The following is a 23,813-nucleotide window of genomic DNA, read 5'->3' on the forward strand; positions in this document are numbered from 1 at the left end:
TCGCTCCGATCGCCATGGAAACCGGTCTGCGCTTCGCCATCCGTGAAGGTGGCCGCACCGTCGGTTCGGGCGTCGTCGCCACGATCCTCGAGTAATCACTGCGTGACGTGCGCCGCGCGGCTGCCGTGCGGCGCTCACCACCTGCTCTTTAAGGAACCGTCATGCAAAAGCAAAAGATCCGCATCCGTCTGAAGGCGTTCGATTACAAGCTGATCGACCAGTCGGCGCTCGAGATCGTCGAAACCGCCAAGCGCACCGGCGCCATCGTCAAGGGCCCGGTGCCCCTGCCGACGCGCATGGAGCGCTTCGACATCCTGCGTTCGCCGCACGTCAACAAGACGAGCCGCGACCAGTTCGAGATCCGCACCCACCAGCGTCTGATGGACATCGTCGACCCGACTGACAAGACGGTCGACGCGCTGATGAAGCTCGACCTGCCGGCTGGCGTCGACGTCGAAATCAAGCTGCAATAAGCGCGCGGCCTCCGGGCCTGTCCGCAAGCCCCGAACGGCTGACGCCGCTCGGGGCTTTTTCTTGCCTGGCGCGGGCGCTGGGCTTGCATCCGGGCAATCCCGCAAGCTATACTCGCCAGCTTTTCCGGGTTCGCTCCTGCGTGCCCGGTTATTCGCGCAGTGTTTCGCAAGAGACTCTGCACAGGTCAGCCCGACCAATCGATGTCGGGTGTTCGCAATAGCTTCGGTCGCGCAGGCGGCAGGGGCTGGAGAAAAACATGAGTCTGAGCAACCGTCTCGGTTTGCTGGGCCGCAAGGTGGGCATGATGCGCATCTTCACGGACGATGGCGATGCCATTCCCGTGACGGTGCTGGACGTGTCCAACAACCGCGTGACCCAGGTCAAGACCCAAGAGACCGACGGCTACAGCGCCATCCAAGTGGCGTTCGGTACGCGCAAAGCTTCGCGCGTCACCAAGCCTGAAGCTGGCCACCTCGCCAAGGCGGGCGTCGAAGCCGGTGAAATCCTCAAGGAATTCCGCGTCGACGCCGACGTCGCTGCCCAGTACAAGGCTGGTGCGACTGTCCCCGTCACGCTGTTCGCCACGGGCCAACTGGTCGACGTGCAAGGCACGTCCATCGGCAAGGGCTACGCCGGCACCATCAAGCGCCACAACTTCAGCTCGCAGCGCGCGTCGCACGGTAACAGCCGTTCGCACAACGTGCCGGGCTCGATCTCCATGGCGCAAGACCCGGGCCGCGTGTTCCCGGGCAAGAAGATGACCGGCCACATGGGCGACGAAACCGTCACGACCCAAAACCTCGACATCGTGCGCGTGGACGAAGCCCGTTCGCTGCTGCTGGTCCGTGGTGCTGTGCCGGGTTCCAAGAACGGCCACGTGGTCGTCCGCCCCGCCGTCAAGGTCAAGATCAAGAAGGGAGCCAACTGATGCAGCTCGAGCTCCTGAACGAGCAGGGTCAGGCCACCGCCAAGGTGGACGCGCCTGATACCGTCTTCGCTCGCGACTACAACGAAGCCCTGGTGCACCAGGTGGTCGTGGCCTTCCAGGCCAACGCCCGTCAAGGCACCCGCGCCCAGAAGGACCGTGAACAGGTCCATCACTCGACCAAGAAGCCTTTCCGCCAGAAGGGCACCGGCCGCGCTCGCGCCGGTATGACCTCGTCGCCGCTGTGGCGCGGGGGCGGTCGCATCTTCCCGAACATGCCTGACGAGAACTTCTCGCACAAGCTGAACAAGAAGATGTACCGCGCCGGCATGGCTGCCATCCTGTCGCAGCTGGCCCGTGAAGGCCGCCTGGCCGTGGTGGATTCGATCTCGGTCGAAGCCCCCAAGACCAAGCTGCTGGCCGCCAAGTTCAAGGCCATGGGCCTGGACTCGGTGATGGTCATCGCCGACACCGTGGACGACAACCTGGCACTGGCCTCGCGCAACCTGGCCAACGTGCTGGTCGTCGAGCCGCGCTACGCCGACCCGCTGTCCCTCGTCTTCTACAAGAAGGTGCTGGTGACCAAGGCTGCGGTCGAGCAACTCAAGGAGATGCTGGCATGAGCGCCCCCAAGTATTCCGAAGGCCGTCTGGCCTCCGTGCTGCTCGCGCCCATCGTGTCCGAGAAGGCCACGCAAGTTGCCGAAAAGCACAACCAGGTCCTGTTCAAGGTCCTGCGCGACGCCACCAAGCCCGAGATCAAGGCCGCTGTTGAACTGATGTTCAAGGTCGAGGTCGAGTCGGTCAGCGTGGTCAACGTCAAGGGCAAGACCAAGCGCTTTGGTGGCCGTCCTGGCCGCCGCGACCATGTCAAGAAGGCCTACGTGGCCCTCAAGGCCGGTCAAGAGCTCAACTTCTCCGGGGAGGCCGCGTAAATGGCCATCGTCAAAGTCAAGCCGACGTCGCCCGGCCGCCGTGGCGTCGTCAAGGTGGTGCACAAGCACCTCCACAAGGGCGCGCCCGAGGCCTCGCTGCTGGAGCCGCAGAAGCAGAAGTCTGGCCGTAACAACAACGGTCACATCACGATGCGCCACAAGGGCGGTGGTCACAAGCACCACTACCGCGTCGTCGACTTCAAGCGCAACAAGGACGGCATCCCCGCCAAGGTCGAGACCATCGAGTACGACCCCAACCGCACGGCCCACATCGCTCTCGTGGTGTACGCCGACGGCGAGCGTCGTTATGTGATCGCCCCGCGCGGCCTGGAAGTGGGCGCCACGCTCCTGAGCGGCTCGGAAGCGCCGATCAAGGCCGGCAACACGCTGCCCATCCGCAACATCCCGGTGGGTTCGACCATCCACTGCATCGAACTGCAACCTGGCAAGGGTGCCCAGATGATCCGTTCGGCCGGCGCCTCTGCTGTGCTGATGGCTCGTGAAGGCGTCTACGCCCAGATCCGCCTGCGCTCCGGTGAAGTGCGTCGTGTGCACATCGACTGCCGCGCCACGATCGGTGAAGTGAGCAACGAAGAGCACAGCCTGCGCCAGTACGGCAAGGCCGGTGCCATCCGCTGGAAGGGCATTCGCCCGACCGTCCGCGGCGTCGCCATGAACCCGGTCGACCACCCGCACGGTGGTGGTGAAGGCCGCACCGGCGAAGGCCAGGTCCCCGTGTCCCCGTGGAACACGATGACCAAGGGCTATCGCACTCGCAACAACAAGCGCACGCAGACGTTCATCGTCTCGCGTCGCAAGAAGTAAGGGCTAGGCCATGACTCGTTCGCTGAAGAAGGGCCCGTTCGTTGACCACCACCTGCAGGCCAAGGTCGACAAGGCGGTTGCCAACAAGGACAAGAAGCCCATCAAGACCTGGTCGCGTCGTTCGACGATCCTGCCCGAGTTCATCGGTCTGACGATCGCCGTGCACAACGGCAAGCAGCACGTGCCGGTTTATGTGTCTGACCAGATGGTCGGTCACAAGCTGGGTGAATTCGCACTGACCCGCACCTTCAAGGGCCACCCGGCCGACAAGAAGGCCGGGAAGAAGTAAGGACTAGAGACGATGGAAACCAAAGCAATCGTCCGTGGCGTCCGCCTGTCGTGTGACAAGGGTCGCCTCGTGGCCGACATGATCCGCGGCAAGAAGGTGGATCACGCCCTCAACATCCTGACCTTCACCCAGAAGAAGGCGGCCCTGATCATCAAGAAGGCGCTGGAAAGCGCCATCGCCAACGCCGAGCACAACGACGGCGCGGACATCGATGAACTCAAGGTCACCTCGATCTACGTCGAACAGGGTGCCACGCTGAAGCGCTTCTCGGCTCGCGCCAAGGGCCGCGGCAACCGCATCAGCAAGCCCACTTGCCACATCTTCGTGGCAGTCGGCAACTAAGGCGCAAGGAAGACTATGGGACAGAAAATCCATCCGGTTGGCTTCCGCCTGCCTGTCACCCGCAACTGGGCTTCGCGCTGGTACGCGAACAACCAGAACTTCGCCACGATGCTGGCCGAGGATCTGCAAGTTCGTGACTACCTCAAGGGCAAGCTCAAGAACGCCGCTGTTTCGCGCATCCTGATCGAGCGTCCTGCCAAAAATGCCCGCATCACGATCTTCTCGGCTCGTCCGGGCGTCGTGATCGGCAAGAAGGGTGAAGACATCGAAGCGCTGAAGGCTGAGCTGACCAAGCGTCTGGGCGTGCCCGTCGCCGTCAACATCGAAGAAGTGCGCAAGCCTGAAGTCGATGCCCAGCTGATCGCCGACTCGATCACCCAGCAGCTCGAAAAGCGCATCATGTTCCGCCGCGCCATGAAGCGCGCGATGCAGAACGCCATGCGTCTGGGTGCCCAGGGCATCAAGATCATGAGCGCCGGTCGTCTGAACGGCATCGAAATCGCTCGCACCGAGTGGTATCGCGAAGGTCGTGTGCCCCTGCACACCCTGAAGGCCGACATCGACTACGGCTTCTCCGAAGCCAAGACCACCTACGGCGTCATCGGCGTCAAGGTCTGGGTCTACCGCGGTGACCGTCTGGCCAATGGCGAGGCGCCTGTCATCAACACCCCCGCTGGCGCCGAAGACGATCGTCGCCCGCGCCGTAACGCCCGTCCGGGCGCTCCCGGTGGCCGTGGCCGCCCGGGTGGCGACCGCGGCCCGCGTGACGGAGCAGACCAGCCCGCTGCCGCCGCCCCCACGGGTGACGCAGCCAAGCCGGCCGGCAAGCGCGTGATCCGCAAGGCTCCCGCCGCCGGTGAGGCCAAAGGAGAATAAACATGCTGCAACCCGCTCGTCGTAAATACCGCAAGGAGCAGAAGGGCCGCAACACTGGTGTTGCGACCCGAGGCGCCGCGGTGTCTTTCGGTGATTTTGGCCTGAAGGCCACCGAGCGCGGCCGCCTGACGGCCCGCCAGATCGAAGCGGCTCGCCGCGCGATCTCGCGCCACATCAAGCGTGGCGGCCGGATCTTCATCCGCGTGTTCCCGGACAAGCCCATCTCGCAAAAGCCCGCCGAAGTTCGTATGGGTAACGGCAAGGGCAACCCCGAGTACTACGTCGCTGAAATCCAGCCCGGCAAGGTGATCTACGAGGTCAACGGCGTTCCCGAGCAGCTCGCTCGCGAAGCGTTCACGCTGGCCGCTGCCAAGCTGCCGCTGAAGTGCACCTTCGTGGCCCGCCAGGTCGGTACCTGAGGAAGGACACCATGAAAGCATCTGAACTCCGCGCCAAGGACGTCGCTGCCCTCGAGAAGGAAGTGACCGACCTGCTCAAGGCCCACTTCGGCCTGCGCATGCAGAAGGCGACGCAACAGCTGACCAACCACAGCCAGCTGGGCAAGACCCGCCGCGACATCGCTCGCGCCAAGACCATCCTGGCGCAGAAGAAGAAGGAGGCCACGAAATGACTGAGGCCCAAGCCAAGAACACCCGCACCCTCGTCGGTCGCGTGGTGAGCGACAAGCGCGCCAAGACGGTCACCGTCCTGGTCGAGCGTCGCGCCAAGCACGAGCTCTACGGCAAGATCGTGGCCCGTTCCCGCAAGTACCACGCCCATGACGAAAAGGGCGAGTACAAGCTGGGCGACGTCGTCGAAATCAGCGAAGGCCGTCCGATCTCCAAGACCAAGAGCTGGGTTGTGACCCGCCTGGTCGAGAAGGCCGAGATCGTCTAAGTAGCGGCCGGTCGCATGACCGCCGCAACATCGGCGCGCCGGGGAACTGGCGCGCCGTTTTTCTTTTCAGCACTCAGCGATATCCAGGAGCGACACCATGATCAAGGTCGGTGACAAGCTGCCCGCCGGCAGTCTGCAGGAATTCATCGAAGTGGAAGGGGAGGGCTGTTCGCTCGGTCCCAACAGCTTCGACATCGAAAAGTCGACTGCCGGCAAGACGATCGCGATCTTCGGCCTGCCCGGCGCCTTCACGCCGACCTGCTCGGCCAAGCACGTGCCGGGCTACGTCGAGTCGGCCGAGGCCTTCAAGGCCGCCGGTGTCGACGAGATCTGGTGTGTGTCGGTCAACGACGCCTTCGTCATGGGCGCCTGGGGACGTGACCAAAAGACGGCCGGCAAGGTCCGCATGATGGCCGACGGCAGCGCGGCGTTCGCGCAAGCCACCGGACTGACGCTGGATCTGACGGCCCGCGGCATGGGCCTGCGCTCGAACCGTTACTCGATGCTCGTCAAGGATGGCGTCGTGAAGGCCCTCAACGTCGAGGGCCCTGGCAAGTTCGAAGTGAGCGACGCAGCCACGCTGCTGGCCCAGGCCAAGTCAGCTTGAGTCCTTCTGAGGGCCGGCACGCCCGGTCCTCAAAAATCTGCGCGCCAGGCATTGACGCCCCAAGGGTTCTCACTGCATAATGCGCAGCTTCGCCGAACGCTAGGCACACGAACACTGTGCTGTGGCCTCGGATTCGCCCTCAACCGTCGGGCGGCAAACGGTGCAACGCCGGCTGCTGACTGACTTACGGGCCCAAGACTGCTCGGATCGCACCTCGGTGCATGCGAGACAAGTTGGGGACAGACATGATTCAAATGCAATCGCGGCTTGACGTCGCGGACAACACTGGCGCGAAGTCCGTCATGTGCATCAAGGTGCTGGGCGGCTCCAAGCGCCGCTATGCGCACATTGGCGACATCATCAAGGTCAGCATCAAGGAAGCTGCCCCGCGTGGTCGCGTGAAGAAGGGCGAGGTTTACAGCGCCGTGGTGGTGCGTACCGCCAAGGGCGTGCGCCGCCAAGACGGCTCGCTCGTCAAGTTCGACGGCAACGCCGCCGTGCTGCTCAACGCCAAGCTGGAGCCCATCGGCACCCGCATCTTCGGCCCGGTGACGCGTGAACTGCGCACCGAGCGCTTCATGAAGATCGTGTCGCTGGCCCCCGAGGTGCTCTGAGCCCCCACAGTCTGAGGTAAGCCATGAACAAGATCCGTACCGGCGACCAGGTCATCGTGTTGACCGGCCGCGACAAGGGCAAGCGCGGCACCGTGACCGCGCGCGCTGACGCAGACCACGTGGTGGTCGAGGGCGTCAACGTCGTGAAGAAGCACGTCAAGCCCAACCCCATGAAGGGGACCACCGGCGGCGTCGTCGACAAGACCATGCCCATCCATCAATCCAACGTGGCGATCTTCAACGCCGCCTCCGGCAAGGCCGATCGCGTGGGCGTCAAGCTCGTCGATGGCAAGCGGGTGCGCGTCTTCAAGTCGACCGGCGAAGAGATCAAGGCTTAAGAGGTCCGACATGGCTCGTCTGCAAACGCAATACCGCGAAAAAATCGTGCCGGCCCTGACCGAGAAGTTCGGTTACAAGTCCGTCATGGAGGTGCCGCGCATCACCAAGATCACGCTGAACATGGGCGTGAGCGAGGCTGTCGCTGACAAGAAGGTCATGGATCACGCCGTCGGCGACCTGACCAAGATTGCCGGCCAGAAGCCCGTGGTCACCAAGTCGAAGAAGGCCATCGCTGGCTTCAAGATCCGCGACGGCGTGCCTATCGGCGCGATGGTGACCCTGCGCGGCGTCCAGATGTACGAATTCCTGGACCGCTTCGTGACGATCGCGCTGCCGCGCGTTCGTGACTTCCGTGGTATCTCCGGTCGTTCGTTCGACGGCCGTGGCAACTACAACATCGGCGTCAAAGAGCAAATCATCTTCCCCGAGATCGAGTACGACAAGGTGGATGCTCTGCGTGGTCTGAACATCAGCATCACGACGACTGCCAAGACGGACGACGAAGCCAAGGCTCTCCTGGCTGCGTTCAAGTTTCCGTTCAAGAACTGAGGTGAACCGTGGCAAAACTCTCGATCAAACAACGTGAGCTGAAGCGCGAGGCGCTCGTCGCCAAGTTCGCCAAGAAGTACGCCGAGCTCAAGGCCATCATCGACGACAGCAAGAAGTCCGATGAAGAGCGCTATGCCGCTCGCCTCGAGCTGCAGAAGCTGCCCCGCAATGCCTACCCCACTCGCCTGCGCAACCGCTGCGAGCTGACGGGTCGTCCGCGTGGCACCTTCCGCAAGTTCGGCCTGGCCCGTAACAAGATCCGTGAACTGGCCTTCAAGGGCGACATCCCTGGTGTCGTCAAGGCCAGCTGGTAATCGGCTGATAGGAGATATCGCAAATGAGCATGAGTGATCCCATCGCCGATATGCTGACCCGCATCCGCAACGCGCAGATCGTCGAAAAGACCAGCGTTGCCATGCCGTCGTCCAAGCTGAAGGTGGCGATTGCCAAGGTCCTGAAGGACGAAGGCTACATCGATGACTTCGCCGTGCGTGGCGAAGCCGCCCGTCCGGAACTGGAAATCTCGCTGAAGTACTACGCTGGCCGTCCGGTCATCGAACGTATCGAGCGCGTGAGCCGTCCCGGTCTGCGCATCTACAAGGGCCGCCACGACATTCCTCAGGTCATGAACGGCCTGGGTGTGGCGATTGTGACGACCCCGCAAGGCGTCATGACGGACCGCAAGGCTCGCGCTGCCGGCATCGGCGGCGAAGTCCTCTGCTACGTCGCCTAAGCGAAGGAGTAGGAACAATGTCCCGCGTTGGAAAAATGCCGGTCGTCGTCCCGCAAGGCGTGGACGTGACCATCGGCGCTGAAGCCATCAGCGTCAAGGGCTCGCTCGGCACGCTGGTGCGTCCGTCGAACAAGCTCGTCACCGTCAAGAACGAAGCTGGCAAGCTGAGCTTCGTGCCCGTCAATGAGTCGGCAGAAGCCGACGCCATGAGCGGCACGATGCGCGCCCTGGTGGCCAACATGGTCAACGGCGTGAGCAAGGGCTTCGAGAAGAAGCTGAACCTGGTGGGCGTGGGCTTCCGTGCCCAAGCCCAAGGCCAGAAGCTCAACCTGCAGATCGGTTTCTCTCACCCCGTGGTGAAGGACATGCCGGCTGGTATCAAGGTCGAGTGCCCGACCCAGACGGAAATCGTCATCAAGGGCGCCGACCGCCAGGTCGTCGGCCAGATCGCCGCCGAGGTGCGTGCCTTCCGTCCGCCCGAGCCGTACAAGGGCAAGGGCATCCGTTACTCGGATGAGAAGGTCTCCCTCAAAGAGACCAAGAAGAAGTAAGGAGCAGCGCCATGATGACCAAGAAAGAACAACGCCTGCGTCGTTCGCGCCAGACCCGTGCTCGCATCGCCCTTCAGCGTGTGGCTCGTCTGACGGTGTTCCGCTCCAACCTGCACATCTACGCCCAGGTCCTGTCGGAAGACGGCGACAAGGTGCTGGCTGCAGCTTCGACCGCCGAGAAGTCGGTGCGCGAACAGATCAGCAACGGTGGCAACGTCGCCGCCGCCACGCTGGTCGGCAAGCTGATTGCCGAGAAGGCCAAGGCGGCTGGCGTCGAGAAGGTCGCTTTCGACCGCTCGGGCTTCGCCTACCACGGCCGTGTCAAGGCTCTGGCCGAAGCGGCCCGCGAAGCCGGTCTGCAGTTCTGACGCATAGGAATACGAAATGGCAAAGTTTCAACCCCGCGGCGCCCAGGCTGAAGGCAACGACGACGGCCTGAAGGAAAAGATGATCGCGGTGAACCGCGTCACCAAGGTTGTGAAGGGTGGCCGTACGCTGTCCTTCGCTGCTCTGACCGTGGTCGGTGACGGCGATGGCCGTATCGGCATGGGCAAGGGCAAGGCCAAGGAAGTGCCGGTCGCCGTGCAGAAGGCCATGGAATCGGCCCGCCGCAACATGGTCAAGGTTCAGCTCAAGAACGGCTCCATCCACCACAACGTGGTCGGTGAGCACGGTGCTTCGCGCGTCATGATGGCGCCGGCTCCTGCCGGTACCGGCGTGATCGCCGGCGGCCCGATGCGTGCCGTCTTCGAAGTGATGGGCGTGACCGACATCGTGACCAAGAGCCACGGTTCGACCAACCCGTACAACATGGTCCGCGCCACCCTGGACGCTCTGAAGCGTTCCACGACGGCGTCGGAAGTCGCTGCCAAGCGCGGCAAGACGGTTGAAGAAATCTTCAACTGATCGCCCAAGCGGAGCACAAGATGTCTGACAAGAAAACCGTGACGGTCAAGCTGGTGCGTAGCCCCATCGGCTGCCGTGCCTCGCACCGTGCCACCGTGGTCGGCCTGGGTCTGCGCAAGCTGAACAGCCAGAGCACGCTGGAAGACACGCCCGCCGTGCGCGGCATGATCAACAAGATCGCTTACCTGGTTCAGGTGCTGTGATGGAACTCAACACGATCAAGCCCGCAGAGGGCGCCAAGCATGCCAAGCGCCGTGTCGGTCGTGGCATTGGCTCGGGCCTGGGCAAGACCGCAGGTCGCGGTCACAAGGGTCAGAAGTCTCGCGCCGGTGGCTACCACAAGGTCGGCTTCGAAGGCGGCCAAATGCCGCTGCAGCGTCGCCTGCCCAAGCGTGGCTTCAAGTCGCTGACGCTGAAGTACAACGCCGAGATCACCCTGTCGGATCTGCAAGGTCTGGCCGGCGACGAGATCGACGTGTCGACGCTGAAGGCTGTCGGTCTGGTGCCGCAACTGGCCAAGTCGGTCAAGGTCATCCTGTCCGGCAAGATTGAACGCAAGGTCGCGCTCAAGGGCGTGAATGCCACGAAGGGCGCCAAGGCGGCCATCGAGGCAGCTGGCGGCTCGGTCGCCTGATCCGGCGCACAAGGAACTGATCGAGCGTGGCTACCAACGCGAATCAGCTGGCCAAGAGCGGCAAGTTCGGCGACCTGCGTCGTCGGCTTGTCTTCCTGCTGCTGGCTCTGGTCGTGTACCGCATCGGGGCGCACATCCCCGTGCCCGGTATCGATCCGAACCAACTGGCCCAATTCTTCAAGGGCCAGGCCGGTGGCATCCTGAGCCTGTTCAACATGTTCTCGGGCGGCGCATTGTCGCGCTTCACCGTGTTCGCGTTGGGCATCACGCCGTACATCTCGGCGTCCATCGTTCTGCAGTTGATGACCTACGTCGTGCCGACGCTGGAGCAGCTGAAGAAGGAAGGTGAAGCCGGCCGTCGCAAGATCACCCAGTACACGCGTTATGCGACGCTGGGTCTGGCACTGTTCCAGAGCTTGTCGATCGCTCTGGCGCTGGAGCAGTCGGCAGGTCTGGTCTTGAGCCCCGGTTTCATGTTCCGCCTGACCACGGTGTCCAGCCTGGTCGCGGGCACGATGTTCCTGATGTGGCTGGGTGAGCAGATCACCGAGCGCGGTCTGGGCAACGGCATCTCGATCCTGATCTTCGGCGGTATCGCCGCGGGTCTCCCGGGTGCGATCGGCGGCTTGTTCGAGCTGGTGCGTACCGGCGCTATGGGCTACGGCTCGGCACTGGTGGTGATCTCGTTGGTGGTGCTGGTGACGTTCGCGGTGGTGTTCGTCGAGCGCGGTCAGCGCAAGATCCTGGTGAATTACGCCAAGCGTCAGGTCGGCAACAAGGTCTACGGTGGCCAGTCGTCGCACCTGCCCTTGAAGCTGAACATGTCGGGCGTGATCCCGCCGATCTTCGCGTCGTCGATCATCCTGCTGCCGACGACCATCGTGAGCTGGATCGCCACCGGCGACAGCATGCGCTGGTTGAAGGACCTGGCCTCGATGGTCAGCCCCGGGCAGCCGATCTACGTGCTGCTGTACTCGGCCGCGATTGTGTTCTTCTGCTTCTTCTACACGGCGCTGGTGTTCAACAGCCGTGAGACCGCAGACAACCTGAAGAAGAGTGGTGCGTTCATTCCGGGCATTCGTCCGGGCGAACAGACGGCCAAGCACATCGACAAGATCCTCTCCCGGCTGACGCTGGCGGGCGCGATCTACATCACGCTGGTGTGCTTGCTGCCTGAGTTCCTGACGTTGAAGTACAACGTGCCGTTCTACTTCGGTGGCACGTCCCTGTTGATCATCGTCGTCGTGACGATGGACTTCTGGGCTCAGGTGCAGAGCTACATCATGAGTCAGCAGTACGAGTCGCTGCTGAAGAAAGCCAGCTTCAAGCCCAACTGAGGGCCGCGAGCTGACTGAAAGATAAGGTTTTTATTCAACCCACTCCGAAACGTTAGGCATGGCGAAAGACGACGTCATTCAGATGCAGGGCGAGATTCTTGAGAACCTCCCCAATGCGACGTTTCGAGTGAAGTTGGAGAACGGGCACGTCGTTCTCGGTCACATCTCCGGCAAGATGCGTATGCACTACATCCGCATCCTGCCTGGCGACAAGGTGACCGTGGAATTGACACCCTACGATTTGAGTCGTGCTCGCATCGTGTTCCGGGCGAAGTGAGCTGTTTGAACCCCCGGGAACGCGTGAGAGCGCATAAGAGTTAGGCCAAGGAGCAGACCATGAAAGTTTCGGCATCCGTGAAGCAGATGTGCCGCAATTGCAAGATCATCCGCCGCAAGGGCGTGGTGCGTGTGATCTGCACCGACCCGCGCCACAAGCAGCGCCAGGGCTGATTGGCCGCACGACAGGACTAGAGGACCACCATGGCACGTATTGCTGGTATCAACATTCCGCCGCAAAAGCACACTGAGATCGGTCTGACCTCGATCTACGGCATTGGCCGTACGACCGCTCAGAAGATCTGCACGACCTGCGGCATCCCGTTCGACAAGAAGGTCAAGGACCTGACCGACGCCGATCTCGAGAAGATCCGTGACGAGGTCAACAAGCTGACCATCGAAGGTGATCTGCGCCGTGAGCAGTCCATCAACATCAAGCGTCTGATGGACCTCGGCTGCTACCGTGGTTTCCGTCATCGCCGTGGCCTGCCGATGCGTGGCCAGCGCACCCGTACGAACGCTCGTACCCGCAAGGGTCCGCGCAAGTCGGCTGCGACCGGCAAGAAGTAAGCTGCCCGAACTGAAAGAAGGTCAATATGGCAAAGGCACCCAACAATTCGGCGGCTCAGCGCGTTCGCAAGAAGGTCCGCAAGAACGTTGCTGACGGCATTGCGCACGTCCACGCTTCGTTCAACAACACCATCATCACCATCACCGACCGTCAAGGCGGCGCCCTGTCGTGGGCTTCGTCGGGTGGTCAGGGCTTCAAGGGTTCGCGCAAGTCGACGCCCTTCGCGGCCCAGGTGGCGGCTGAAGTGGCGGGTCGCGCTGCGCAAGAGCAGGGCATCAAGAACCTGGACGTCAAGATCAAGGGCCCCGGCCCGGGTCGCGAATCGTCGGTTCGTGCGCTGGCTGCTCTCGGCATCCGCATCAACTCGATCTCTGACGTGACGCCGGTGCCGCACAACGGCTGCCGTCCGCAGAAGCGTCGCCGTATCTAAGCCAAGCCTCAAGGCCTTTGGCAACTTGCAGATTCGGATGACGGTGCGATAATCGCGCGTTTTCCCGAAGCCGGCGGGCACTTAGGTGCCGCGCCGGCTTCAGTCTTGAGTCGACTTCATTCGGAGTCGGCGCTTTTGAAGCCCACCGTCCAAGCCCACAACAACACCGGCTGGACTCGCGTCAGGCGCAGCTTGCCTCCCGGCAACTGATCCCGACGTCAGATTGACACGTAAGGACACGCAAAGTGGCACGTTATCTCGGCCCCAAGGCCAAACTTTCCCGCCGTGAAGGCACCGACCTGTTCCTGAAGAGCGCCCGCCGCGCCATCAGCGACAAGGCCAAGTTCGACAGCAAGCCCGGCCAACACGGCCGCACCTCCGGTCAGCGCACCAGCGACTTCGGCCTGCAACTGCGCGAAAAGCAGAAGGTCAAGCGCATGTACGGCGTGCTGGAGCGTCAGTTCCGTCGCTACTTCGCCGAAGCCGAGCGTCGCAAGGGCTCGACCGGCGTGAACCTGCTGCAGCTGCTGGAATCGCGCCTGGACAACGTCGTGTACCGCATGGGCTTCGGCTCCACGCGTGCGGAAGCCCGCCAGCTGGTGTCCCACAAGGGCGTGACCGTGAACGGCGAAGTCGTGAACATCGCCTCCTACCTGGTCAAGGCCGGTGATGTCGTCGCCGTCCGCGAAAAGGCCAAGAAGCAGCTGCGCGTCATCGATGCGTTCAAGCTGGCCGACTCCATCGGCCTGCCCGCCTGGGTCAGCGTCGACGGCACCAAGCTCGAAGGCGTGTTCAAGAAGGCCCCGGACCGCGATGAGTTCGGCGCCGAAATCAACGAATCGCTGATCGTCGAGTTGTACTCGCGTTAATCGTTTCCCCCGCCGACCACGCCTGCCAAGGGCGCGGTCGGCGTTTCCTCGTCCGGGCCTCCCAGCCCTTCGAAGGCTCTGCCCGGCTGGTCCTCAGCCTTATCGGTGTAACGAACCGAGGGTATTGAAAGAAAGACCTCATGCAAACCAACTTGCTCAAACCCAAGTCCATCAACGTGGAGCCCCTGGGCGGTCATCGCGCCAAGGTCACCCTGGAGCCGTTCGAACGCGGCTACGGTCACACCCTGGGCAACGCCCTGCGCCGTGTGCTGCTCTCGTCGATGGTGGGTTATGCGCCGACGGAAGTGACGATCGCCGGCGTGCTGCACGAGTACTCGGCCATCGACGGCGTGCAAGAGGACGTGGTTCACATCATGCTGAACCTCAAGGGCGTCGTCTTCCGCCTGCACAACCGCGAGGAAGTCACGCTCGTCCTGCGCAAGGAAGGCGAAGGCCCCGTCACGGCGGCTGACATCCAGACCCCGCACGACGTCGAGATCATCAACCCCGAGCACGTCATTGCCCACCTGTCGCAAGGCGGCAAGCTGGACATGCAGATCAAGGTCGAGAAGGGCCGCGGCTACGTGCCGGGCACGATGCGCCGCTTCGGCGACGAGCCGACCAAGAGCATCGGCCGCATCGTGCTGGACGCCTCGTTCAGCCCGGTCAAGCGCGTCAGCTACGCCGTCGAGAACGCCCGCGTCGAGCAGCGTACCGACCTGGACAAGCTCGTGATGGAAATCGAAACCAACGGTGCCATCTCGCCCGAGGAAGCCATCCGTGCCTCCGCCAAGATCCTGGTGGAACAGCTCGCCGTGTTCGCTCAGCTGCAAGGCACCGACCTGGTCGACGCCTTCGACCAGCCGGCCCAGCGCTCCAGCAGCTTCGATCCGATCCTGCTGCGTCCGGTCGACGAGCTCGAGCTCACCGTCCGTTCGGCCAACTGCCTCAAGGCCGAGAACATCTACTACATCGGCGACCTCATCCAGCGCACCGAGACTGAGCTGCTCAAGACCCCGAACCTGGGTCGCAAGTCGCTCAACGAGATCAAGGAAGTCCTGGCTTCCCGCGGCCTCACCCTCGGCGCCCGCCTCGAGAACTGGCCTCCCCAGGGTCTCGACAAGCGCTGATCAAGCATTGAAGAAGTGGGTGGCGCGCTGACCAACGCCACCCGGTGCACCCGCCAGTACCTGATCCGGCTGGCGGTATTAACGAAGTGAAAGGAAAAGCACCATGCGTCACCGTAACGGCCTCCGCAAGCTCAACCGCACCAGCAGCCACCGCGCTGCGATGCTGCGCAACATGGCGGTTTCGCTGCTCCAGCACGAAGCCATCAAGACCACGGTCCCCAAGGCCAAGGAACTGCGCAAGGTGGTCGAGCCCCTGATCACCCTGGCCAAGGAACCCACGCTGGCCAACCGCCGCCTGGCTTTCGACCGCCTGCGTGACCGCGACATCGTCACCAAGCTGTTCAACGAACTGGGCCCGCGCTTCAAGACCCGTCCGGGTGGCTACACCCGCATCCTGAAGATGGGTTTCCGCGTCGGCGACAACGCCCCGATGGCTTTCGTCGAACTGGTGGACCGCGCTGAAGGCGAGACCACCGGCGAAGCCGCTGCCGAATAAGCTCAGCTCCGCTGATCTGCGAAGCCCGCCTTGTGCGGGCTTTTTTGCGTCCCTGCGCCCCTGGCCTACGCCCGGAGCGCCCGCTGCCCGACAGGCTCGCCCGTCAGACTGCCGCAGACTGGGGCACGCATACCCTGCCGGACGCTCGCCGCGCCGGGGCGGTGCGTTTCAGGAGATCACCATGCCCCGCACCCACGGTCATCGCAACGGTCCGCTTGAACACAAGCCCAGCGACTTCGCCGCCACCAAGCCGACCCAGGGCCAGACGCTGACCCGCCAGCCCAAGGCACCCGCGCGCGAGGACGACCGCACAGCTCGCGACGCTCCGAAAGGACCGCCCCAGCACAAGGTGTGACCACGGCGCGGTCGTGCCGACTCAGTCGGCGCTTGCGGCCCGATGGGCGGCCGCGCGCAGCAGGCGCGTTTCGCCCAGCACCGGCAGCACGAACGCGTCCTGTGGCAATTGCGCCCGCGCCAAGGCCGCTGGCAAGCCGTCCACCGGCGCGTCGATCGGGTCATCGCACAGTCGGAACACACCCCAGTGCACCCCGATGGACTGGCGGCTGCGCACGTCCTGGTGGATGCGAACCGCTTCGTCCTCGTTGACGTGCTGGCCCCGCATGAACCACCGGGGCTCGTAGCAGCCGACCGGGATCATGGAGAAGTCAAAGCCGCCAAAGCGCCGGCCAATGTCCGCAAAGTCGGGTGCATAGCCCGTGTCGCCGGCGTAGTAGAGGCTCAGTGGCGCCGCATCCATGGAGGCCTGCATCACGAAGCCACCCCACAGCGTGGCGGAGCGGTCCCAGGGCGTGCGGCTGGACCAGTGGTGCGAGGGCACGAAGGTCACCGACACGCCGCCCTGGGCACCCGGCACGGTGACGCGATCCCACCAGTCCAGCTCCTTCACCCGGCCGATGCCCTGCGCCGCCATCCAGCGGCCCACGCCCAGCGGCACGATGAACAACGGCGACCCGCCAGGTTGCGCGGCCAGGCGCTGCACGGTGCTCAGGTCGAGATGGTCGTAGTGGTTGTGGCTGATCAACACGACGTCGATCGGCGGCAACTGGTCGACGGTGAGCGGCGGTGCGTTCAGGCGCTTGGGGCCGGCAAAGGACACGGGCGAGGCGCGCTCGCTCAGGTGCGGGTCGGTCATGACGCGCAACCCGTTGACCTGCCACAGCGCACTCGAATGGCCGAGCCAGGTGAAGGTCAGGTCGCCGGTCGGGCGCCCCAGTCGGTCCAGGTCGACGGACGCCCGCGGCACCCGCTCTGGCCGGTCAGCCGGCAGGTCGCTGCGCAGCCGCTGCCACTGCCAAGCCCAGAACCCGCCGTCGGGCTCGCCGTGCGGCGAGGCGTACAGGTTCCGAAATCCATCGGGCACATGGTGCGGCTTGTTCGGGTCGTAGGCCGGGTTGCTGCTGGCGCAGCCGGCCAGTGCGCCCGCGATGGCCGCCGCGAGCAGCCACCGCGGGCGGTGGACCGGGATCTGTTTCAACCAAGGCAAGAAGCGAGCGGGCATGCAATGCGTGACGGAGCCGCAGCGACTCCAGGGTGGACAGGCGGCGCGAGTCTGGCAGAGGCCAGCGCCCGGTGCGCCGGGCCCACGGCAAGCCCTTCCGGCGCGGTCGGAGAGCGACCCCGCACGATGGCGCGCTGTCAGCGACCGCCGCCGTCAGGCAGCCAGTGCACCGCCCCTTCGCCCAGCACGGCGACCCGGGCGCGGGCTTGGGCCAAGGCGCCGAACTCCAGCGTCAGCGCGCCTGTGAGTCCGCCGAAGGCCGGCAGCACCAGGGCGTGTGGGAACAGCACGAAGCAGGGGCGGCGCAGACGGTCGCCGGCGCGTGTGCGCAGGTTGATGGCGGGATGCCAGTGGCCGGCGAGCGTCATGCCCGGGCTGCCGGGCGGCGGCGGCTCATGGGCAGCCGTCAGTGCGCCGAGCGGCCAGTGCCCCGGCTGCACGGCCAGCGGCAGGCCCGGTGGATGAATCGGCCGATCGTGGTTGCCCAGCACCAGCACCGTCGGCACGCGCTGCGCAAACGCCGCCACGGCATCCAGCAGGCGGGGCGTGAGGCCCTGGGCACCATGCCAGAAGTCGCCCAGCACCACCAGACGTTCGGCCTGGTGAGCGCGCATCAGCGCCTCTAGCCGAGCCAATGTTCTCGCGCTGCTGCCCGCCGGCACCGCCTGGCCCTGCGCGCGGAAGGCCGCGCCCTTGCCAAGATGCAGGTCGGCGACGAACAGCGTGCGCTGCGCAGGCCACCAGACGCCGCCTTCCGGCAGCAGCCACAGCGCCTGCCCGGCCGCTTCGAGAGGCAGGCTCATCGGCGCCTGCGCCGGCTGCGCGTGCGCGGCTCCGCACGTGACTGGCCAAAGGCGAGACGGTCCTTCACATCGACCACCTCGCCACCGCCGGCCGCCGCCTCCAGCTCCGCCAGCATGCGCGAAAGACGTTGCGCCAGCGACTCCGTCGAGGTGCGTTCCCGCAGCCGCTCCACCAGCAGCGGAAACGCCAGCGGCGTGGGTCGGGACGGGCGCTGAATGTCCAGCGTCTGCGCCGCCATGCGGGCCAGCGTCTGCGCCAGCGCGTCCACATCCAGCTCGGCCGACAACAGTTCGGCCTGCGCCTGCCACAGCAAGCGGTTGTCCGGGTCGTGCTCGCGGAAGACGTCGAAGTACAGCGACGCCGAGGCCTGAAGCTGGCGCTGGCTGCGCGCTTCGCCCGGGTGACTCTGGAAGATCAGCCCGGCGATGCGGGCGATCTGCCGGAAGCGCCGCCGCGCCAGCTCACTGGCATTCAGGCTCGCCAGCACTTCCTCGCGCAGCGTGTCGCGGCTCACGGGCTCCAGCAGGTCCGGCAGGCGCGAAGCCCAGTCCACGTCCGTGGCGCTCAGCAGCTCCAGCCCGTAGTCGTTGATCGCCATCATGAACGTGGCCGGCGTGTCGCGGCCGGCGCGCCAGGCCAGCAGCGAGGCCAGGCCCAGATGCACGGTGCGGCCTGCGAAAGGAAACAGGAAGAGGTGATGCCCGTCGGCCGAGGTCATCACCTCCGCCACCAGGCGCGATTCACCCGGCAGGGCTGACCACTGCGCCTGAAGCGCCAGCAGCGGCGCCACGAAGCGCATCTCGCGGTCCGCATGGCGGCCTTGGCCCACCTCGTCAAAGCGCACCAGCATCGCGTGCGACAGCGTGTCAGAGATCGGAAACTGCCCGCCATCCCAGCGCGGCAGCAGCGCCTTGCCCGGCGGCGCCGTGCGCACATAGGCCGTGAGCCCCTCCACGCGCACCAGCTCCAGCGACCGCCCCCCCAGCAGGAAGACATCGCCCGCCCGCAGCCGTGCGATGAAGCTCTCCTCCACGGTGGCAATGCGCCCGCCGGTCACGAACTGCACGTTCATGGCGGCATCCGACACGATGGTGCCAATGTTGCTGCGGTGACGTCGGGCAAGGCGCACATCGGGCACCCGCCAGACGCCGTCTTCATCGGGCATGACGCGCTGGAAGTCGGGGTAGGCGCGCAGCGATTCGCCACCGTGGCGCACGAACGCGAGCGCCCATTGCCAGGCGTCATCGCCAAGGCCGGCGTAGCTGGGCGCGGTGCGCACCTCGGCCAGCAGCTCATCGGGCCTGAAGCCGCCGCCGAGCGCGACCGTGACCAGATGCTGCACCAGCACGTCCAACGGGGCCTCGGGCGGTCGGCGCGGCTCCATGTCGCCCGCCTGCACGGCCGCGCGCAAGGCCGAGGCCTCGACGATCTCCAGGCTGTGCGTCGGCACGAGCGTGACCCGCGATGCCCGCCCCGGCGCATGTCCGCTGCGCCCGGCCCGTTGAAGCAGCCGCGCCACACCCTTGGCCGAGCCGATCTGCAGCACCTGTTCCACCGGCAGGAAGTCCACGCCCAGGTCCAGGCTGGCCGTGCAAACCACGCACTTGAGCTGACCCGCCTTCATGGCGCCTTCCACCCAGCGGCGCAGCTCGGCATCCACCGAGCCGTGATGCAGGGCGATCAGTCCCGCCCAGTCGGGCCGAGCCTCCAGCAGCGCCTGGAACCAGCGCTCGCATTGCGAGCGGGTGTTGGTGAACACCAGCGTGTTGGCCGCGGCTTCGATGCGCGCCACCACGGCCGGCAGCATGGTCAGCCCCATGTGGCCGCCCCAGGCGAAGCGTTCGATGCGCGGCGGCAGCAGGGTGTCGATGACGATCTTCTTGTCCTGCGCACCGCGCACGATGACCGCCCCGGACGCCAGGGTGTCGCGGGCCTCTTCCAGATTGGCCAGCGTGGCCGACAGGCCCCAGGTCATGAGGCCCGGGTTCCAGTGCCGCAGCCGGGCCAGGGCCAGCTGCAACTGCACGCCGCGCTTGCTGCCCAGCAGCTCATGCCACTCGTCGACCACGACAAGCTTCACGCGCCGCAGCACCTCGGGCGCGTCGGCGCGCGACAGCATGAGACTGAGCGACTCCGGTGTCGTCACCAGCGCGGTCGGCCAGCGGCGCTGCTGCGATGCGCGCTCGCTGCTGGAGGTGTCACCCGTGCGAGCGGCCAGGGTCCAGTCGGGCGCCAGGCCGGCGGCGGCGTCCTGCAGGGCCAGCAGGGTGTCGTGGCTGAGCGCGCGCATGGGGGTGATCCAGAGCACGGTCAGGGGGGCTTCCTGGTGGGCCAGCGCCTGCAGGGCGCCGAGCCACACGGCCAGGGTCTTGCCAGCGCCGGTGGTGGCGTGCAGCAGGCCGGACTGACCTTTGGCCATGGCTTGCCAGACCTTCTTCTGGAAGGGGAAGGGGGACCAGCCTTTGCTGGTGAGCCAGTCGGTGGGGCTCATGGCTGGGGGTCTTGTGGGGTGCTCTTGCAAGGCGCTGGCTCGCTGGCTAGGCCCATGCCGGGAGTTCGCCCCGGCGGGCGACCTACTTTTTGAGCGACCAAAAAGTAGGCAAAAAGTCGCCCCCCGATCCGCCCGGCCCTGCGGGCTTCCCTGTGCTGCTCAGGCCTTGAGGGCCCGCGCAAAACTCGCTTCGCTACGCTGCGCTCAAACAGTTGCGCGGAGTCAGTTGTTGAAGCGCGCTGCGCGCGCGCCCTCAAGTCCTTCCGCTGCTCGGCGGGCTCAAGGGGGGACAGCAGGAACAGCCACGACCGAAGGGATGTGGCGTTTGGCTGTTGGCTGTTTCGGCTGTTTCGGGCTTCCCCTTCTAAACCGCCGAGAAGCGCAGAAGCCCGGGGCGCGCGCGCAGCGCGCTTCAACAACTGACTCAGCGCCACTGTCCGACCGCAGCGAACGCAGTGAGCGAAGGGAGTTTGGCGCTGGCCCCGGGCTTCGAGCATCGCAGGGCACCCAGAAGCGCAGCGCAGGGGCGGTTTTGCAGGGGCCGCTCTTTGCCTACTTTCTGGCGGGCCAGAAAGTAGGTCGCCCGTCGGGGCGAATTCCCGGCATGGGCCTTGCCAGTCACCAAGCGGCTCGCACGCACACCGAACGCCACTCACCCCGCTTCCTCCATCAACAACCGCAACGCCCCCAGCGTATCCGCCTCATGCAGAGGCTTGTCCCCCCGCATGCGCAACATCCGCGGGAACCGCACCGCGATGCCGCTCTTGTGCCGCGTGCTCGCCTGGATGCCCTCGAAGCCCAGTTCGAACACCAGCGTCGGCCGCACCCGCCGCACCGGCCCGAACTTCTCGACCGTGGTCTGCCGCACCACCCGGTCCACCTGCTTGATCTCCTCGTCGGTCAGCCCCGAATACGCCTTGGCGAAAGGCACGAGCTGCAAGTCGCTGACGGCACCGTCGAGCGCCGCCTGCGCCTCGGCCGCGTCCCGCGGTGGGCGGCTCCAGACGGCGAAGCTGTAGTCGGTGTAGAGGTTGGCGCGGCGGCCGTGGCCGGCCTGGGCGTAGATCAGCACGGCATCCACGCTCAGCGGCGCGATCTTCCATTTCCACCACGCGTTGCCGGTGCGACCGATGCCGTAGGCCGACTCGCGGTGCTTGAGCATCAGGCCCTCCACGCGCCGTTCGCGCGAGCCTTCGCGGGCGGCGGCCAGGCCTGGCCAGTCGGGCGCGTCCACCAACGGCGACACCGCCACGCCCAGGGCCAGCAGGCGTTCGCGGCGCTGGCGCAGCGGCTCGGTGCGGCGGTCGGCGCCTTCGCTTTCGAGCAGGTCGTAGGCGAGCAGGCGCACCGGCGCTTCGGCCAGGATGGCCTTGGACAGCTTCGTGCGGCCGATGCGCTTTTGCAGCAGCGCGAAAGGCGCGGGCTCGGCCTCGCCGTGCCGCCAGGCCAGCAGCTCGCCGTCCACCACGGTGCCATCGGGCCAGGTGGCGGCCTCCAGCGCTACCTCCGGGAATCGCTCCGTCACCAGTTCCTCACCGCGCGACCAGATCCAGACCTGGCCGTCGCGCTTGACCACCTGGGCGCGGATGCCGTCGTACTTCCATTCGGCCAACCAGTCGTCGCGCGCCCCCAGGCTGTCAGCCGGCTCGCCGGGCAGCGGATGCGCCAGGAAGAAGGGGTAGGGCTGGCCACCCCGGGCGCCGCCGGGTTGTTCGGTCAGCAGGGCCTCGAAGCGTTCAGCGGTGGGCGGGGTGTCGATGTCGGTGTAGCCCATCATGCGCTGCGCAATGCCGGCCGCGTCGGCGCCCGACCACTCCGCCAGCGCACGCTGCACGAGCAGCTTGCTGACCCCCACACGGAAGCCGCCGCCCACCAGTTTCACGAACATGAAGCGCTCATCTGCCGTCAGCCCGCCCCAGGCGGCCAGCACCGTCTCCCGGCGCGCCGCCGGGTCCAGCCCGCGCAGCGGCAGGATGCGGTGGCGCATCCAGCTCGACAGCGGCTCGTCGATGCGCGTCGCCGGATCGGGCAGCACATAGGCGATGGCTTCGGCCAGGTCGCCGGTGGCGGCGTAACCGGCTTCGAACAGCCACTCCGGCAGGCCGGCCGCCTCGCAGGCCAGGGCGCGCAGCTCAGCCGTGGGCACCGCCCGGCGCGGCGTGCCGCCCGCCAGCAGATAGACCGCCCAGGCTGCGTCATCCGCCGGCGCCTCGGCCAGGTAGCGCTTGAGCGCCGCCACCTTGGCCAGCGTCGACGTGCTGGCGTCCAGTGCGAGGTACAGGGCCACGAACCGCTTCATGCGCCAGCCTCGGTGCCGGTGACGGACTCAGCCGTGCCGCCTTCGGCACCCTCGACGGCCTCATCGCCGTACTCGGTCACGAAGGCCTCGGCGCGCAGTCCCAGTTCGCCCAGGTAGCGGATGAGGGCGCCTTCGTCGCCGTGGGTCACGATGACGCGATGCGCGCCGGTGGCGCGGATGGCGCTGAGCAGCCCGGGCCAGTCCGCGTGGTCGCTGAACACGAAGCCGCGGTCCACGCCGCGGCGCCGACGCGCGCCGCGCAGCCGCATCCAGCCGCTGGCAAACGCATCGCTGTGCGGGCCCAGAGCCTTGGCCCAGCGGCTGCCCTGCACCGCGGGCGGCGCAATGACGAGGGCCCCGCGTGGCGCTTTCACGCGGGTCTCGGCGGACACGGCAGTCACCTCGGGCAAGGCCACGCCGGCCGCGCGGTAGGCCTCGTTGAGCCGGGCCACGGCGCCGTGCACCAGCACCGGCCCCGGCGCATCAGCAGTCGCCAGGCCGGCCACCAGGCGCTGGGCCTTGCCCAGGCTGTAACCCATCAGCAGCGCGTGCCGGCCTTCGGCGGCGCAGGCGGCCCACCAGGCGCGCATCTCGGCCAGGACTTCGGTCTGCGGCGCCCATCGGTAGATGGGCAGGCCGAAGGTGCTTTCGGTAATGAACACATCGCAGCGCACCGGCTCGAACGGTGCGCAGGTGGTGTTGATGTCACCGGCGCCGCTGACGAAGTAGTCGCCCGACACCACCCACACCTCGCCGCGGTGCTCGACGCGCACCTGGGCCGAGCCGAGCACATGGCCGGCCGGATGCAGGCTCAGGGTCACGTCACCCAGCTGCAGCAGCTCGCCGTAGGCCAGGCCCTGGAAATGGATGTCGGACCCGAGCCGCGCACGCAGCAGGCCCTCGGCGTCGCGGTGGGCCAGGTAGTGGCCGTGACCCCAGCGCGCATGGTCGGCATGCGCATGCGTGATGACCGCCCGCTCGACCGGCCGCCAGGGGTCGATGTAGAAGCCGCCCGGCGGGCAGTACAGGCCCTCGGGGCGGCGTTGGATCAGGTCGTCAGGGGCGGGGCTGGCGGCAGTCATCGGCCGCTTGAGTG

Annotated in this window: 37 protein-coding genes; 32 read left to right on the forward strand and 5 right to left on the reverse strand. The window is 65.8% G+C overall.

Annotation, left to right across the window (positions count from 1 at the left end):
* The 32 genes from CDO81_RS17250 to CDO81_RS28150 all read left to right on the forward strand — a co-directional run.
* The coding region (locus CDO81_RS17250; RefSeq protein WP_088486379.1) for an EF-Tu C-terminal domain-related protein at positions 1-95 on the forward strand (95 nt) is incomplete at its 5' end.
* A 66-nt stretch (positions 96-161) separates the two neighbouring features.
* Positions 162-473, forward strand: coding sequence for a 30S ribosomal protein S10 (rpsJ, locus tag CDO81_RS17255; RefSeq protein ID WP_056194266.1), 312 nt, complete (start codon positions 162-164; stop codon positions 471-473).
* A gap of 257 nt (positions 474-730) precedes the next feature.
* Positions 731-1,402: a 50S ribosomal protein L3 gene (gene rplC / locus CDO81_RS17260; protein WP_088484474.1), complete on the forward strand. Its 672-nt coding sequence runs from the start codon at positions 731-733 to the stop codon at positions 1,400-1,402.
* Positions 1,402-2,022 (forward strand): 50S ribosomal protein L4, encoded by a 621-nt coding sequence (gene rplD / locus CDO81_RS17265; protein ID WP_088484475.1) that lies wholly within the window; start codon positions 1,402-1,404, stop codon positions 2,020-2,022. Before rplC ends, rplD begins: the two co-directional genes overlap by 1 nt.
* The gene (rplW, locus tag CDO81_RS17270; protein ID WP_088484476.1) at positions 2,019-2,333 is read left to right on the forward strand and encodes a 50S ribosomal protein L23; all 315 of its coding nucleotides are present in this window, start codon (positions 2,019-2,021) and stop codon (positions 2,331-2,333) included. The genes rplD and rplW overlap by 4 nt, the downstream gene beginning before the upstream one ends.
* Entirely contained in the window at positions 2,334-3,158 is an 825-nt protein-coding gene (gene rplB / locus CDO81_RS17275; protein ID WP_088484477.1) for a 50S ribosomal protein L2, read from the forward strand.
* A 10-nt stretch (positions 3,159-3,168) separates the two neighbouring features.
* The gene (gene rpsS / locus CDO81_RS17280) at positions 3,169-3,447 is read left to right on the forward strand and encodes a 30S ribosomal protein S19 (protein WP_088484478.1); all 279 of its coding nucleotides are present in this window, start codon (positions 3,169-3,171) and stop codon (positions 3,445-3,447) included.
* 12 nt (positions 3,448-3,459) lie between these two features.
* A complete protein-coding gene (rplV, locus tag CDO81_RS17285; protein WP_088484479.1) occupies positions 3,460-3,789 on the forward strand; it encodes a 50S ribosomal protein L22 in 330 nt (109 codons plus the stop codon).
* Between the two features lie 15 nt (positions 3,790-3,804).
* A complete protein-coding gene (rpsC, locus tag CDO81_RS17290) occupies positions 3,805-4,665 on the forward strand; it encodes a 30S ribosomal protein S3 (protein WP_088484480.1) in 861 nt (286 codons plus the stop codon).
* Between the two features lie 2 nt (positions 4,666-4,667).
* A complete protein-coding gene (gene rplP / locus CDO81_RS17295) occupies positions 4,668-5,084 on the forward strand; it encodes a 50S ribosomal protein L16 (protein WP_088484481.1) in 417 nt (138 codons plus the stop codon).
* Positions 5,085-5,095: 11 nt separating this feature from the next.
* Positions 5,096-5,296 (forward strand): 50S ribosomal protein L29, encoded by a 201-nt coding sequence (gene rpmC / locus CDO81_RS17300; RefSeq protein ID WP_088484482.1) that lies wholly within the window; start codon positions 5,096-5,098, stop codon positions 5,294-5,296.
* Complete coding sequence (gene rpsQ / locus CDO81_RS17305) at positions 5,293-5,562, forward strand: 30S ribosomal protein S17 (RefSeq protein ID WP_088484483.1); 270 nt, start codon at positions 5,293-5,295, stop codon at positions 5,560-5,562. Before rpmC ends, rpsQ begins: the two co-directional genes overlap by 4 nt.
* A 97-nt stretch (positions 5,563-5,659) precedes the next feature.
* A complete protein-coding gene (locus tag CDO81_RS17310) occupies positions 5,660-6,169 on the forward strand; it encodes a peroxiredoxin (RefSeq protein ID WP_088484484.1) in 510 nt (169 codons plus the stop codon).
* A gap of 245 nt (positions 6,170-6,414) precedes the next feature.
* Positions 6,415-6,783: a 50S ribosomal protein L14 gene (rplN, locus tag CDO81_RS17315; RefSeq protein ID WP_088484485.1), complete on the forward strand. Its 369-nt coding sequence runs from the start codon at positions 6,415-6,417 to the stop codon at positions 6,781-6,783.
* Positions 6,784-6,806: 23 nt separating this feature from the next.
* On the forward strand, positions 6,807-7,121 hold the full coding sequence (rplX, locus tag CDO81_RS17320; RefSeq protein ID WP_088484486.1) for a 50S ribosomal protein L24: 315 nt from the start codon (positions 6,807-6,809) through the stop codon (positions 7,119-7,121).
* 10 nt (positions 7,122-7,131) lie between these two features.
* Positions 7,132-7,671, forward strand: a complete 540-nt coding sequence (gene rplE / locus CDO81_RS17325; protein ID WP_088484487.1) for a 50S ribosomal protein L5 — start codon at positions 7,132-7,134, stop codon at positions 7,669-7,671.
* 8 nt (positions 7,672-7,679) lie between these two features.
* The gene (gene rpsN, locus CDO81_RS17330) at positions 7,680-7,985 is read left to right on the forward strand and encodes a 30S ribosomal protein S14 (protein WP_088484488.1); all 306 of its coding nucleotides are present in this window, start codon (positions 7,680-7,682) and stop codon (positions 7,983-7,985) included.
* A 23-nt stretch (positions 7,986-8,008) separates the two neighbouring features.
* Positions 8,009-8,404 (forward strand): 30S ribosomal protein S8, encoded by a 396-nt coding sequence (gene rpsH, locus CDO81_RS17335; RefSeq protein ID WP_088484489.1) that lies wholly within the window; start codon positions 8,009-8,011, stop codon positions 8,402-8,404.
* Between the two features lie 17 nt (positions 8,405-8,421).
* Complete coding sequence (gene rplF, locus CDO81_RS17340; RefSeq protein ID WP_088484490.1) at positions 8,422-8,955, forward strand: 50S ribosomal protein L6; 534 nt, start codon at positions 8,422-8,424, stop codon at positions 8,953-8,955.
* Positions 8,956-8,966: 11 nt separating this feature from the next.
* Positions 8,967-9,323 (forward strand): 50S ribosomal protein L18, encoded by a 357-nt coding sequence (rplR, locus tag CDO81_RS17345; protein ID WP_088484491.1) that lies wholly within the window; start codon positions 8,967-8,969, stop codon positions 9,321-9,323.
* Positions 9,324-9,339: 16 nt separating this feature from the next.
* Entirely contained in the window at positions 9,340-9,861 is a 522-nt protein-coding gene (gene rpsE, locus CDO81_RS17350; protein WP_088484492.1) for a 30S ribosomal protein S5, read from the forward strand.
* Between the two features lie 20 nt (positions 9,862-9,881).
* Positions 9,882-10,064, forward strand: a complete 183-nt coding sequence (gene rpmD / locus CDO81_RS17355; protein ID WP_056877725.1) for a 50S ribosomal protein L30 — start codon at positions 9,882-9,884, stop codon at positions 10,062-10,064.
* A complete protein-coding gene (gene rplO / locus CDO81_RS17360; RefSeq protein WP_088484493.1) occupies positions 10,064-10,495 on the forward strand; it encodes a 50S ribosomal protein L15 in 432 nt (143 codons plus the stop codon). The genes rpmD and rplO overlap by 1 nt, the downstream gene beginning before the upstream one ends.
* A 26-nt stretch (positions 10,496-10,521) precedes the next feature.
* Positions 10,522-11,832 carry a preprotein translocase subunit SecY gene (secY, locus tag CDO81_RS17365; protein ID WP_088484494.1) on the forward strand — a complete coding sequence of 437 codons (1,311 nt, stop codon included), beginning with the start codon at positions 10,522-10,524 and terminating at the stop codon, positions 11,830-11,832.
* Positions 11,833-11,890: 58 nt separating this feature from the next.
* Positions 11,891-12,109, forward strand: coding sequence for a translation initiation factor IF-1 (gene infA, locus CDO81_RS17370; protein ID WP_009855680.1), 219 nt, complete (start codon positions 11,891-11,893; stop codon positions 12,107-12,109).
* A gap of 59 nt (positions 12,110-12,168) precedes the next feature.
* Positions 12,169-12,282 carry a 50S ribosomal protein L36 gene (gene rpmJ / locus CDO81_RS17375; protein ID WP_056194202.1) on the forward strand — a complete coding sequence of 38 codons (114 nt, stop codon included), beginning with the start codon at positions 12,169-12,171 and terminating at the stop codon, positions 12,280-12,282.
* 30 nt (positions 12,283-12,312) lie between these two features.
* Positions 12,313-12,678, forward strand: a complete 366-nt coding sequence (rpsM, locus tag CDO81_RS17380) for a 30S ribosomal protein S13 (protein ID WP_088484495.1) — start codon at positions 12,313-12,315, stop codon at positions 12,676-12,678.
* A gap of 26 nt (positions 12,679-12,704) precedes the next feature.
* Positions 12,705-13,109: a 30S ribosomal protein S11 gene (gene rpsK, locus CDO81_RS17385; RefSeq protein ID WP_056194196.1), complete on the forward strand. Its 405-nt coding sequence runs from the start codon at positions 12,705-12,707 to the stop codon at positions 13,107-13,109.
* 245 nt (positions 13,110-13,354) lie between these two features.
* On the forward strand, positions 13,355-13,978 hold the full coding sequence (gene rpsD, locus CDO81_RS17390; protein ID WP_088484496.1) for a 30S ribosomal protein S4: 624 nt from the start codon (positions 13,355-13,357) through the stop codon (positions 13,976-13,978).
* Positions 13,979-14,118: 140 nt separating this feature from the next.
* Positions 14,119-15,108, forward strand: coding sequence for a DNA-directed RNA polymerase subunit alpha (locus CDO81_RS17395; RefSeq protein ID WP_056194188.1), 990 nt, complete (start codon positions 14,119-14,121; stop codon positions 15,106-15,108).
* A gap of 103 nt (positions 15,109-15,211) precedes the next feature.
* Positions 15,212-15,604: a 50S ribosomal protein L17 gene (gene rplQ, locus CDO81_RS17400; RefSeq protein ID WP_088484497.1), complete on the forward strand. Its 393-nt coding sequence runs from the start codon at positions 15,212-15,214 to the stop codon at positions 15,602-15,604.
* A gap of 181 nt (positions 15,605-15,785) precedes the next feature.
* Positions 15,786-15,959, forward strand: coding sequence for a hypothetical protein (locus CDO81_RS28150; protein ID WP_158218330.1), 174 nt, complete (start codon positions 15,786-15,788; stop codon positions 15,957-15,959).
* Between the two features lie 21 nt (positions 15,960-15,980).
* Here the strand turns inward: CDO81_RS28150 and CDO81_RS17405 are convergent, their stop codons facing one another.
* From CDO81_RS17405 to CDO81_RS17425, 5 genes are all read right to left on the reverse strand, one after another.
* On the reverse strand, positions 15,981-17,108 hold the full coding sequence (locus CDO81_RS17405) for an MBL fold metallo-hydrolase (protein WP_241517051.1): 1,128 nt from the start codon (positions 17,106-17,108) through the stop codon (positions 15,981-15,983).
* Positions 17,109-17,260: 152 nt separating this feature from the next.
* Positions 17,261-17,926 (reverse strand): ligase-associated DNA damage response endonuclease PdeM, encoded by a 666-nt coding sequence (gene pdeM / locus CDO81_RS17410; protein ID WP_088484499.1) that lies wholly within the window; start codon positions 17,924-17,926, stop codon positions 17,261-17,263.
* A complete protein-coding gene (locus tag CDO81_RS17415; protein WP_088484500.1) occupies positions 17,923-20,418 on the reverse strand; it encodes a ligase-associated DNA damage response DEXH box helicase in 2,496 nt (831 codons plus the stop codon). Before CDO81_RS17415 ends, pdeM begins: the two co-directional genes overlap by 4 nt.
* 652 nt (positions 20,419-21,070) lie before the next feature.
* Positions 21,071-22,717 (reverse strand): ATP-dependent DNA ligase, encoded by a 1,647-nt coding sequence (locus CDO81_RS17420; protein ID WP_088484501.1) that lies wholly within the window; start codon positions 22,715-22,717, stop codon positions 21,071-21,073.
* Positions 22,714-23,799: a ligase-associated DNA damage response exonuclease gene (locus CDO81_RS17425; protein ID WP_088484502.1), complete on the reverse strand. Its 1,086-nt coding sequence runs from the start codon at positions 23,797-23,799 to the stop codon at positions 22,714-22,716. Before CDO81_RS17425 ends, CDO81_RS17420 begins: the two co-directional genes overlap by 4 nt.
* Between the last annotated feature and the right edge of the window lie 14 nt (positions 23,800-23,813).

Origin of the sequence: Roseateles puraquae, assembly GCF_002205845.1 — a bacterium.
GTDB classification, from domain to species: domain Bacteria; phylum Pseudomonadota; class Gammaproteobacteria; order Burkholderiales; family Burkholderiaceae_C; genus Pelomonas; species Pelomonas puraquae.

Excerpts from the sequence above, each read along its gene's own strand:
- CDO81_RS17420 (WP_088484501.1), bottom strand. The coding sequence starts at position 22,717 with ATGAAGCGGTTCGTGGCCCTGTACCTCGCACTGGACGCCAGCACGTCG.
- rplX (WP_088484486.1), top strand. The coding sequence starts at position 6,807 with ATGAACAAGATCCGTACCGGCGACCAGGTCATCGTGTTGACCGGCCGC.
- rplV (WP_088484479.1), top strand. The coding sequence starts at position 3,460 with ATGGAAACCAAAGCAATCGTCCGTGGCGTCCGCCTGTCGTGTGACAAG.
- CDO81_RS17310 (WP_088484484.1), top strand. The coding sequence starts at position 5,660 with ATGATCAAGGTCGGTGACAAGCTGCCCGCCGGCAGTCTGCAGGAATTC.
- CDO81_RS17415 (WP_088484500.1), bottom strand. The coding sequence starts at position 20,418 with ATGAGCCCCACCGACTGGCTCACCAGCAAAGGCTGGTCCCCCTTCCCC.
- rpsJ (WP_056194266.1), top strand. The coding sequence starts at position 162 with ATGCAAAAGCAAAAGATCCGCATCCGTCTGAAGGCGTTCGATTACAAG.
- rplB (WP_088484477.1), top strand. The coding sequence starts at position 2,334 with ATGGCCATCGTCAAAGTCAAGCCGACGTCGCCCGGCCGCCGTGGCGTC.
- rpsE (WP_088484492.1), top strand. The coding sequence starts at position 9,340 with ATGGCAAAGTTTCAACCCCGCGGCGCCCAGGCTGAAGGCAACGACGAC.
- rpsS (WP_088484478.1), top strand. The coding sequence starts at position 3,169 with ATGACTCGTTCGCTGAAGAAGGGCCCGTTCGTTGACCACCACCTGCAG.
- rplF (WP_088484490.1), top strand. The coding sequence starts at position 8,422 with ATGTCCCGCGTTGGAAAAATGCCGGTCGTCGTCCCGCAAGGCGTGGAC.
- rplD (WP_088484475.1), top strand. The coding sequence starts at position 1,402 with ATGCAGCTCGAGCTCCTGAACGAGCAGGGTCAGGCCACCGCCAAGGTG.
- rplP (WP_088484481.1), top strand. The coding sequence starts at position 4,668 with ATGCTGCAACCCGCTCGTCGTAAATACCGCAAGGAGCAGAAGGGCCGC.
- pdeM (WP_088484499.1), bottom strand. The coding sequence starts at position 17,926 with ATGAGCCTGCCTCTCGAAGCGGCCGGGCAGGCGCTGTGGCTGCTGCCG.
- infA (WP_009855680.1), top strand. The coding sequence starts at position 11,891 with ATGGCGAAAGACGACGTCATTCAGATGCAGGGCGAGATTCTTGAGAAC.
- rpmC (WP_088484482.1), top strand. The coding sequence starts at position 5,096 with ATGAAAGCATCTGAACTCCGCGCCAAGGACGTCGCTGCCCTCGAGAAG.
- CDO81_RS17395 (WP_056194188.1), top strand. The coding sequence starts at position 14,119 with ATGCAAACCAACTTGCTCAAACCCAAGTCCATCAACGTGGAGCCCCTG.
- CDO81_RS28150 (WP_158218330.1), top strand. The coding sequence starts at position 15,786 with ATGCCCCGCACCCACGGTCATCGCAACGGTCCGCTTGAACACAAGCCC.
- rplE (WP_088484487.1), top strand. The coding sequence starts at position 7,132 with ATGGCTCGTCTGCAAACGCAATACCGCGAAAAAATCGTGCCGGCCCTG.
- rplO (WP_088484493.1), top strand. The coding sequence starts at position 10,064 with ATGGAACTCAACACGATCAAGCCCGCAGAGGGCGCCAAGCATGCCAAG.
- rpsQ (WP_088484483.1), top strand. The coding sequence starts at position 5,293 with ATGACTGAGGCCCAAGCCAAGAACACCCGCACCCTCGTCGGTCGCGTG.
- rplW (WP_088484476.1), top strand. The coding sequence starts at position 2,019 with ATGAGCGCCCCCAAGTATTCCGAAGGCCGTCTGGCCTCCGTGCTGCTC.
- rpsK (WP_056194196.1), top strand. The coding sequence starts at position 12,705 with ATGGCAAAGGCACCCAACAATTCGGCGGCTCAGCGCGTTCGCAAGAAG.
- rplC (WP_088484474.1), top strand. The coding sequence starts at position 731 with ATGAGTCTGAGCAACCGTCTCGGTTTGCTGGGCCGCAAGGTGGGCATG.
- rpsC (WP_088484480.1), top strand. The coding sequence starts at position 3,805 with ATGGGACAGAAAATCCATCCGGTTGGCTTCCGCCTGCCTGTCACCCGC.
- rpsM (WP_088484495.1), top strand. The coding sequence starts at position 12,313 with ATGGCACGTATTGCTGGTATCAACATTCCGCCGCAAAAGCACACTGAG.
- rplQ (WP_088484497.1), top strand. The coding sequence starts at position 15,212 with ATGCGTCACCGTAACGGCCTCCGCAAGCTCAACCGCACCAGCAGCCAC.
- CDO81_RS17425 (WP_088484502.1), bottom strand. The coding sequence starts at position 23,799 with ATGACTGCCGCCAGCCCCGCCCCTGACGACCTGATCCAACGCCGCCCC.
- rpmD (WP_056877725.1), top strand. The coding sequence starts at position 9,882 with ATGTCTGACAAGAAAACCGTGACGGTCAAGCTGGTGCGTAGCCCCATC.
- rpsH (WP_088484489.1), top strand. The coding sequence starts at position 8,009 with ATGAGCATGAGTGATCCCATCGCCGATATGCTGACCCGCATCCGCAAC.
- rplN (WP_088484485.1), top strand. The coding sequence starts at position 6,415 with ATGATTCAAATGCAATCGCGGCTTGACGTCGCGGACAACACTGGCGCG.
- rplR (WP_088484491.1), top strand. The coding sequence starts at position 8,967 with ATGATGACCAAGAAAGAACAACGCCTGCGTCGTTCGCGCCAGACCCGT.
- rpmJ (WP_056194202.1), top strand. The coding sequence starts at position 12,169 with ATGAAAGTTTCGGCATCCGTGAAGCAGATGTGCCGCAATTGCAAGATC.